Genomic DNA, 8,653 nt, shown 5'->3' on the forward strand with positions numbered 1-8,653 from the left:
CCCGGGGGTGGGGGCGCGGGGGGGGGGGGGGGGGGGGCGGGGGGGGGGGGGCGCGGGGCTCCGCGCGCCCCCCCCCCCTGGCCTGTGCCTTCGTGCTCGTCGCCCGGCACGCGCCGAGCGGCACGGTCACCGAGGCGTTCTCCTGGCTTGTGACGACGTTCACGGTGGGCGCCTCGGTGGGAACGGGCCTGGCGGGCCCGGTGGTCCAGGCGGGTGGTGCGCTGTGGGGCTTCGCCGTGCCGGGGGTGGCGGGGGCCGTGGCATTGCTGGTCCTGCTGGCCACGGGACGGGTCCTCGCAGCTCCCGCCGGGGGCGCGGTGGTTGCGGCTTCATCGGAAACTGATCCAAATCGTGCTGCCGAACCCCGTTTCAGCTCAGGGGATCGGGCGTAATGTTCAGTCATGGACCGCCGCATTTTCGGGCTGGAGAACGAGTACGGCGTCACGTGCACGTTCAGGGGACAGCGCCGTCTGTCGCCTGACGAGGTGGCGCGGTACCTCTTCCGCCGTGTCGTGTCATGGGGTCGTAGCAGCAATGTCTTTCTGCGGAACGGCGCCCGGCTCTATCTCGACGTGGGGTCACATCCGGAATACGCGACACCCGAATGTGACAATGTGATCGAACTGGTCACCCACGACAAGGCCGGAGAGCGCATTCTCGAAGGGCTTCTGGTGGACGCGGAACGACGCCTGCACGAGGAGGGAATCGCGGGCGACGTCTACCTCTTCAAGAACAACACGGACTCGGCGGGCAACTCCTACGGTTGCCACGAGAACTATCTGGTCGCGCGGCACGGGGAGTTCTCCCGGCTCGCGGACATCCTCATCCCGTTCCTGGTGACCCGGCAGCTGCTGTGCGGCGCGGGCAAGGTGCTGCAGACGCCGCGCGGTGCGGTGTACTGCGTGAGCCAGCGGGCGGAGCACATCTGGGAGGGCGTCTCCTCGGCGACGACGCGTTCCCGGCCGATCATCAACACGCGGGACGAACCGCACGCGGACGCGGAGCGCTACCGCCGGCTGCACGTCATCGTGGGCGACTCGAACATGTCCGAGACGACGATGCTGCTGAAGGTCGGCGCGACGGACCTGGTGCTGCGCATGATCGAGGCGGGCACGGTGATGCGGGACCTGACCCTGGAGAACCCCATCCGGGCGATCCGCGAGGTCAGCCATGACATCACCGGCCGGCGCAAGGTGCGCCTGGCCAGCGGCCGCGAGGCCTCCGCCCTGGAGGTGCAGCGCGAGTACTACGAGAAGGCCGTGGACTTCTGCGAGCGCCGGGGCATCCGTACCGGCACGGTCGAGCAGGTCCTGGAGCTGTGGGGCCGCACGCTGGACGCGATCGAGTCCGAGGACCTCGACCGCATCGGCACCGAGATCGACTGGGTGATGAAGTACAAGCTCATCGAGCGGTACCGGGCCAAGCACAACATGACGATGTCGCATCCTCGGGTCGCGCAGATAGACCTCGCGTACCACGACATCCACCGTCGTCGAGGCCTGTACTACCTGCTGGAGAAAAGGGGCCAAGCCGCCCGGATCTGCAACGACTTGAAGATCTTCGAGGGCAAGTCGGTGCCGCCGCAGACCACCAGGGCCCGGTTGCGCGGTGATTTCATCCGCCGTGCGCAGGAACAGCGCCGGGACTTCACGGTGGACTGGGTGCATCTGAAACTGAACGACCAGGCACAGCGCACGGTGTTGTGCAAGGACCCGTTCCGTTCGGTGGACGACCGGGTGGAGAAGCTGATCGCCGGAATGTGATCGGCACGGGCTGAGCGGAGCGTTTCCGCACAACAGTGCCGGAGCGCCACACGGGCGCCGTACGTTTCCCGTACGGCGCCCCTGTCACGCCGTAGAGTTGCGCGCACGCCATCAACAAGATCGACCGATTACGAGGCCCGACCGTGCGCCGACGCTCACTTCTGCTTGCCGCCGTTCCCGCAGGACTGGTCACGATCGCCGGATGCGGTGACGACAAGTCCGACTCCAGCAAGGCGAGTGCGTCGCCATCGGCCTCGGCCTCGTCCGCGCCACCCCCGAAGATCGTGGACGGTCCGCTGCCGGCCATCACGGCGGGCACGAAGTTCGACGAGAAGCCGACGGTCGCCAAGGGGCCGGGGGAGCCGTCGCCGAATCTCGCGGTGAAGACGGTGATCGCGGGCAACGGCCGCACGATCGCGGAGAACGACTTCGTCCAGGCGAACTACCTGGGCCAGATCTGGGCCACGGGGAAGGTCTTCGACAACTCCTACGACCGCAACCGCCCGATCGTCATCCAGCTCGCGCAGGGCAGTGTCATCGACGGCTGGCGGTACGGCCTCGCGGGCAAGAAGGTGGGCAGCCGGGTCGAGATGGCGGTGCCGCCGAAGTGGGGCTACGGCGAGTCCGGCAACTCGCAGGCGGGCATCAAGGGCACGGACACGCTGGTCTTCGTGATCGACGTGCTGGACTCGTTCAACTCGAAGAGCTCGTCCCACGGCACGCCGGTCCCGCAGAACGACGCGGCGCTGCCGAAGGTGGGCACCAACACGGACGGCAAGGCTCCCTCGATCGACGTCCCCAAGACGGCCGCGCCGCAGAGGCTGGTGTCGACCTATGTCCTGGAGGGGAACGGGGCCGAGCTCAAGGCGGACCAGACGATCCTGTGCCAGTTCAAGGGCGTGGTCTGGGACGGCGGCAAGACGTTCCAGCAGACATACGACTCGGGTCGGCTGAGCCAGTTCTCGCTGGAGCAGATGAAGCAGGTCGTCAGGGGGCTCTCGGACGGTCTGACCGGCAAGAAGGTGGGCAGCAGGGTCATGGTCGTGGTGCCCCCGGGCCTGGCGTACGGCGACAACCCGCCAAGCGGCGGTGTCGTCAAGAAGGGGTCCACGCTGGTGTTCTCGGTGGACATCCTCGCCGCGATGTAGCACCGCCGGTGTCCGCCCGTCGGCGCGGGCACATCCCGGTGGGGATGAAAGACTGTCCGCGTTCCGTGTCGTACACAAGCAGGAGCCAGAAGTGAGCATCGACAAGCCCGAGATCGACTTCCCGGGCGGCGAGCCCCCGGCGGACCTCGAGATCAAGGACATCTGGGAGGGTGACGGCGAGGTCGCGCAGGCGGGTCAGACCGTCACCGTGCACTACGTGGGTGTCGCCTTCAGCACCGGCGAGGAGTTCGACGCCAGCTGGAACCGGGGCACTCCGTTCCGCTTCCCGCTGGGCGCGGGCCGCGTCATCAAGGGCTGGGACCAGGGCGTGCAGGGCATGAAGGTCGGCGGCCGTCGCCAGCTGACCATCCCGGCCCACCTCGCCTACGGCAACCAGAGCCCGACGCCGGCGATCCAGCCCGGCGAGACGCTGATCTTCGTCGTGGACCTGCTCGGGGTCTGATCGTCGCGCGATCGGAGTCGATCATCTGGGGCCCATGCCTGTCCGGGCATGGGCCCTCGGCTTTTACCGTGCCACGTCGGAGCGGTACGGTCATCGATCGTAAGCACCATAGGGAAGGCGAAGGGCGTCGATGGCCATTGCCAAGGCCGAGCGGCTGATGAACCTGGCGCTGTGCCTGCTGGGGACGCGGCGGCCGCTCAGCAAGCGTGAGCTGCGTGAGTCGATCGAGGCCTATCTGGAAGCGGGCAGCGACGACTCCTTCAACCGCATGTTCGAGCGGGACAAGGACGACCTGCGTGAGCTCGGTCTGGTGATCGAGACCGTCGAGAACCTGGACGGCGAGGTCGGCTACCTGGCCCGCCGCGACAGCAACCGCCTCCCGCCGATCACACTGGACGCCGAGGAGGCCGCCGCCCTGGGCCTGGCCGCCAAGGTCTGGCAGCAGGCCCGGCTCGCCGGCGCGGCCAGCGGCGCCCTGCAGAAGCTGCGCGCGGCCGGACTGCCCGAGGATGTCGACCCGTACGAGGTCCACGGCGCCCTGGAGCCGCGCATCCCGGTGCACGAGGCGGCCTTCGAACCGCTGATGCTGGCCTGCCGCGACCGCCGCCCGGTGATCTTCGACTACCGCAAGGCCACCGCCGCCCACCCCGCGACCCGGCACGTGGAGCCGTGGGCCCTCGAGTGCTGGCGCGGCCACTGGTACCTGGCGGGCTGGGACCGCGACCGGGGCGCCGAGCGCGTCTTCCGGCTGTCCCGGATCACCGGGAAGGTGCGGTCCCGGGGCACCGGCTTCACCGCCCCGGTGCCCGACGTGGTCACCGTGCGTGAGACCGTCGCGAGCTGGGCGGGTGAGATCGCCGACCGCTCGGCGCTGATCCGGCTGCGTTCGGGCGCGGGGTACCCCCTGCGGGCGAAGGCCACCTCGGTGCGGGAACTCGGCGACGGATGGGACGAGTTGGAGATTCCGTACGGGCACGGCCTGGACGCCTGGCTGGTGGAGTTCGGGCCGGACGTGGTGGTCCTGGAACCGGCCGAGCTACGCGCGGACGTGGTGGACCGGCTGCGTGCAGTGGCCAAGGGCTGAGGGGGAGCGGAGCAAGACAGTGGCAGGCAAACCGGTCAGGCCCGTGAACGCCATCGACCAGACCCGGCGGATGCTCTCCCTGGTGACCTATCTGCGGGAGCGCCCCGGCGCCCGGGTCGAGGACGTGGCGCGCGCCTTCGGCATCACCGAGGACGAGCTGGTCTCCGACCTCGACGTGCTGCCGATGTGCGGCACCAGCTTCCGCGGCGGCGATCTGCTCGACATCGACACCGACGGCGAGCGCATCTGGTGGCACAACCCCGCCGCCCTCGGGGCGGAGGCCGCCGAGCCGCTCAGGCTGGCCGCCGACGAGGCCACGGCGTTGCTGGTCGCGGCCCGCGCCGTGTCCACCCTGCCGGGCCTGCGGGAGGGCGACCGGCAGGCCCTGCTGAGGGCGACGGCCAAGGTGGAGACGGCGGCCGGTGAGGCGGCGGGCGCCAGCTCTCGCCTGTCGGTGACGTTCGAGTCCGAGGGTGGTGTCTTCGCCGACGTCGACCGGGCGATCTCGGAGCGCCGCCGGCTGTGGATCCGCTACTACTCGCCCGCCCGCGACGAGGTCACCGAGCGCGAGATCGACCCCATCCGCCTGGTCAGCGTCGGGCACACCTATGTGGAGGCCTGGTGTCGCCGTTCCGAGGCGCGCCGCACCTTCCGGCTCGACCGGGTCGCCGAGATCAGGATCCTCGACGAACCGTCCGCGCCGCCGGAGGTCGAGCTGCGGGACCTGTCGGAGGGGCTGGTGCAGCCGGCCGCCGAGGACCCGGAGGTCGTGGTCGAGGTCGGCCCCGGCGGCCGCTGGGTCGCGGAGTACTACCCCCACGACAGCGCGGATGAGCTTCCCGACGGCGGACTGCGTATTACTCTGCGCACCCCCGATCCGGCCTCGCTCAGACGGCTGGCACTGCGCCTGGGCCGGGACGGCCGGATCGTCTCGCCGCCCGAGCTCGCCGACAGCGCGCGCGAGGCGGCCCGCGAGGCGCTGGCCGCGTACGACGGGATCGAGGCGGCGCGGGGTGCCCGCTAGCTGCGCGGCGGCCACGACGGGCGGGAGCGAGCCCCGGGGGCGCGCCGGTGTCGTGGGGCGGGCGCACGAGGCCGTCAGGGGCCGAGCGCGGTCGTCCGGTCACACCGGCCGTGGTGCCCCGCGGGCGAACGACCAGGAGAAGAGGAGCGAGGGCTTTGAGTGAGTCTCCGGTGTCCGGTGCGAGGGAAATGACGGTCGCGGCGGCGTTCGCGGGGATGAAGAGAGTGGTCCCCGTGGTGTTCCGGGCCGGCTGCCCGGACTGCCGGGGCCGCTTCGAACTCTCCGCGAACGCCCTGCGGCTCGCCATCGGCGCCTCGAGCCGGACGACCTTCTACTCCTTCACCTGCCCCGAGTGCGGGGTCTTCGTTCGCAAGCCCGCGGGCGAACGCATCGTCGAGCTGCTCACCGGGGGCGGGGTCAGCACGCTGCGGCTGCATTCCACGGTCTGACTTGGGGATAGGCTCGGCGTCATGTTCTGGCCGATGTTCGCGGTAGCCGTGGGTTTCCTGGGTCTCGCCGTCCTGGGTGTGCTCGCCGTCCGGGTCTTCCTGGAGGCGCGGCGCCTGGGAGCACAGGTCGCGGAATCCGCGCGCCGGATCAACCGGGCGGCCGAGGATCTGGAGCGGTCCGCCGTGAGCGCGGCCCGTGCCGCGGACTCGCTGTGACGACCACCGTGGAACCCCTGTGACGACCACCGTGGAACCCCTGTGAGTAGCGTGCCGGAAGCGTTTTGCGTCACTTCGCCCTGTCATGCTGCCCGTCTCGGCAGGTACGCTGCTGGTCGCGGCGCGGATAACGAGGCCCGCACCGCTGACCGGGAGTACGCACGGGGATTGCCTGACGTTTACCCCTGAGCGTTACGATCGCTGTCAGCACGATCACTCGGACGCATGTCCGACCGATCGGACAGCACCCCCACCCCAGCCGCCTCGGTGAGAAGGTAAAGACTTATGTTCGGAAGGCTCGGAGCCCCCGAGATCATTCTCATCCTCGTCGTCATCATCCTGCTGTTCGGCGCGAAGAAGCTTCCGGACATGGCGCGCTCGCTGGGCAAGTCCGCCCGCATCCTCAAGAGCGAGGCCAAGGCGATGAAGGAAGAAGGAAACGCCTCCGCGCAGGCACCCGCTTCCAATGAGCAGCCCCCGGCCCAGCGCACCATCCAGGCGGCCCCCGGCGACGTGACCAGCTCGCGGCCGGTCAACGAGCCGACGGACACCACCCAGCGCTGACGCAGGGCCGGTAGTTCCCGGCCCGCCGCACGAGATGAGGACGTGGGTTGCTTAAGTCTGCCCGCAAAGAGGAGAAGGATCCCGAGGGGCGGATGCCTCTCGCGGATCACCTTCGTGAGCTCCGCAACCGGCTCGCGAAGGCGTTGCTGGCCATCGTCGTCGTGACGGTCGTCGCCGCCTTCTTCTATAACGACATCATCAACTTCCTGACCAAGCCGGTCCTCGACTCTGTCGGTTGTGGCAAGTCCTTCGAGGAACTGGTCAGGTCGGGCCACGACGGCGGGCAGAAGTGCGCGCGGATCACCATCAACGGTCTGCTCGCCCCCTTCAACCTTGCGCTCCAGGTCTCGCTGATGGCCGGCGTCGTGTTCGCCTCCCCGATCTGGCTGTACCAGCTGTGGGCGTTCGTCGCCCCCGGACTGCACCGCCACGAGAAGAAGTACGCCTACGGCTTCGTGTTCACCGGCGCACCGCTCTTCATCGGCGGCGCGTTCTTCGCGTACAAGGTGATGCCCACCACCGCGAAGGTGCTCATCAACTTCACGCCGAAGGGCGTGGACAACCTGCTGCCGCTCGACGACCTGCTCCAGCTCGTCACCCGCATGGTGATCGTCTTCGGGCTCTCCTTCGAGCTGCCGTTGCTGCTGGTGATGCTCAATCTCACCGGGGTGCTCACCGGTAAGCGCATGCTCGGCTGGTGGCGCGGCATGATCCTCGGCATCACAGTCTTCGCGGCCGTCGCCACGCCCAGCACCGACCCCCTCTCGATGCTGGCTCTCTCCGGACCGATCTGGGTGCTCTACTTCGGCGCGGTGCTGTTCTCCCTGGCCAACGACCGCCGCAAGCGTCGCCGCGAGGCCGAGGGCCCCGACGACGACGAAGCATCCGACCTGGACCTCACCCCCGAGGACATCGGCGAGGTCGAGACCGTCTCCGCCGGCCGGGCCCTGCCCGAGCAGACGAGCACGGACCGGGTCAACGGCTACGACGACGTGACCTGACCGAGGCGGTCACACCGTCGGGAGGTGCCTGTGTCCCCTGGGGCGCAGGCACCTCCTTGTGTCTTCCGATGTTGTCGTCCGTCCCACGTTCCGGATAATGATCGTCCTGTTGTCAGTGCGGCCCGGTACGCTCGAAAGCACGATGACAGAGGATCTCTCCCCGGCCGAGCGGTACGCGGCCGCCCGCAGGCGGGCAGCCGAGCAGGCCACCGCGCTCGCGTCCTTCCGCGAGATGTACGACTTCGGCCTCGACCCCTTCCAGATCGAGGCCTGCCAGGCGCTCGAGGCGGGGAAGGGCGTGCTGGTGGCCGCCCCCACCGGCTCCGGCAAGACGATCGTCGGCGAGTTCGCCGTGCACCTCGCCCTCATGCAGGGCAAGAAGTGCTTCTACACGACACCCATCAAGGCGCTGTCGAACCAGAAGTACGCCGACCTGTGCCGCCGCTACGGCAACGGCATGGTGGGCCTCCTCACCGGTGACAACAGCGTCAACTCCGGCGCCCCCGTGGTCGTGATGACCACCGAGGTGCTGCGGAACATGCTCTACGCCGGCTCCCAGACCCTCCTCGGCCTCGGCCATGTGGTCATGGACGAGGTCCACTACCTCTCCGACCGCTTCCGCGGCGCCGTCTGGGAGGAAGTGATCATCCACCTCCCCGAGTCGGTGACCCTGGTGTCACTGTCCGCGACCGTGTCCAACGCCGAGGAGTTCGGCGACTGGCTGGACACCGTCCGCGGCGACACCGAGGTGATCGTCTCCGAGCACCGGCCCGTGCCGCTGTTCCAGCACGTGCTCGCCGGACGCCGGATGTACGACCTGTTCGAGGAGGGCGAGGGCCACAAGAAGGCCGTCAACCCCGACCTCGCCCGGCTGGCCCCGATGGTGGGCACGCGGCCGGCGTTCCACGACCGCACACGCGGCCGTGCCCTGCGCGAGGCCG

At 69.3% G+C, this 8,653-nt stretch carries 10 protein-coding genes and 1 pseudogene; all 11 read left to right on the forward strand.

Features of this window, described 5'->3' with window-relative positions:
* Window positions 1–71: 71 nt before the first annotated feature.
* A pseudogene (locus ACFW2E_RS34165) lies at window positions 72–392 on the forward strand (MFS transporter); the annotation flags it as partial.
* 9 nt (window positions 393–401) lie between these two features.
* Window positions 402–1,763 (forward strand): Pup--protein ligase, encoded by a 1,362-nt coding sequence (gene pafA / locus ACFW2E_RS34170; RefSeq protein ID WP_263206865.1) that lies wholly within the window; start codon window positions 402–404, stop codon window positions 1,761–1,763.
* A gap of 143 nt (window positions 1,764–1,906) precedes the next feature.
* Complete coding sequence (locus ACFW2E_RS34175; protein WP_384472009.1) at window positions 1,907–2,911, forward strand: FKBP-type peptidyl-prolyl cis-trans isomerase; 1,005 nt, start codon at window positions 1,907–1,909, stop codon at window positions 2,909–2,911.
* A 91-nt stretch (window positions 2,912–3,002) separates the two neighbouring features.
* Window positions 3,003–3,374 carry an FKBP-type peptidyl-prolyl cis-trans isomerase gene (locus tag ACFW2E_RS34180; RefSeq protein ID WP_384472012.1) on the forward strand — a complete coding sequence of 124 codons (372 nt, stop codon included), beginning with the start codon at window positions 3,003–3,005 and terminating at the stop codon, window positions 3,372–3,374.
* A gap of 130 nt (window positions 3,375–3,504) precedes the next feature.
* Entirely contained in the window at window positions 3,505–4,458 is a 954-nt protein-coding gene (locus ACFW2E_RS34185; protein ID WP_384472015.1) for a helix-turn-helix transcriptional regulator, read from the forward strand.
* A 19-nt stretch (window positions 4,459–4,477) separates the two neighbouring features.
* A complete protein-coding gene (locus tag ACFW2E_RS34190; RefSeq protein ID WP_384472018.1) occupies window positions 4,478–5,482 on the forward strand; it encodes a helix-turn-helix transcriptional regulator in 1,005 nt (334 codons plus the stop codon).
* Window positions 5,483–5,637: 155 nt separating this feature from the next.
* Complete coding sequence (locus ACFW2E_RS34195; protein ID WP_384472021.1) at window positions 5,638–5,931, forward strand: hypothetical protein; 294 nt, start codon at window positions 5,638–5,640, stop codon at window positions 5,929–5,931.
* 21 nt (window positions 5,932–5,952) lie between these two features.
* Window positions 5,953–6,147, forward strand: a complete 195-nt coding sequence (locus ACFW2E_RS34200) for a hypothetical protein (RefSeq protein ID WP_384472024.1) — start codon at window positions 5,953–5,955, stop codon at window positions 6,145–6,147.
* Window positions 6,148–6,432: 285 nt separating this feature from the next.
* Entirely contained in the window at window positions 6,433–6,711 is a 279-nt protein-coding gene (gene tatA, locus ACFW2E_RS34205; RefSeq protein WP_384472026.1) for a Sec-independent protein translocase subunit TatA, read from the forward strand.
* Window positions 6,712–6,758: 47 nt separating this feature from the next.
* Window positions 6,759–7,712 carry a twin-arginine translocase subunit TatC gene (tatC, locus tag ACFW2E_RS34210; RefSeq protein ID WP_384472029.1) on the forward strand — a complete coding sequence of 318 codons (954 nt, stop codon included), beginning with the start codon at window positions 6,759–6,761 and terminating at the stop codon, window positions 7,710–7,712.
* A 97-nt stretch (window positions 7,713–7,809) separates the two neighbouring features.
* The coding region (locus tag ACFW2E_RS34215) for a DEAD/DEAH box helicase (RefSeq protein ID WP_384472032.1) at window positions 7,810–8,653 on the forward strand (844 nt) is incomplete at its 3' end.

The sequence above is a fragment of the Streptomyces sp. NPDC058964 genome (genome assembly GCF_042741275.1).
Lineage (GTDB): Bacteria > Actinomycetota > Actinomycetes > Streptomycetales > Streptomycetaceae > Streptomyces.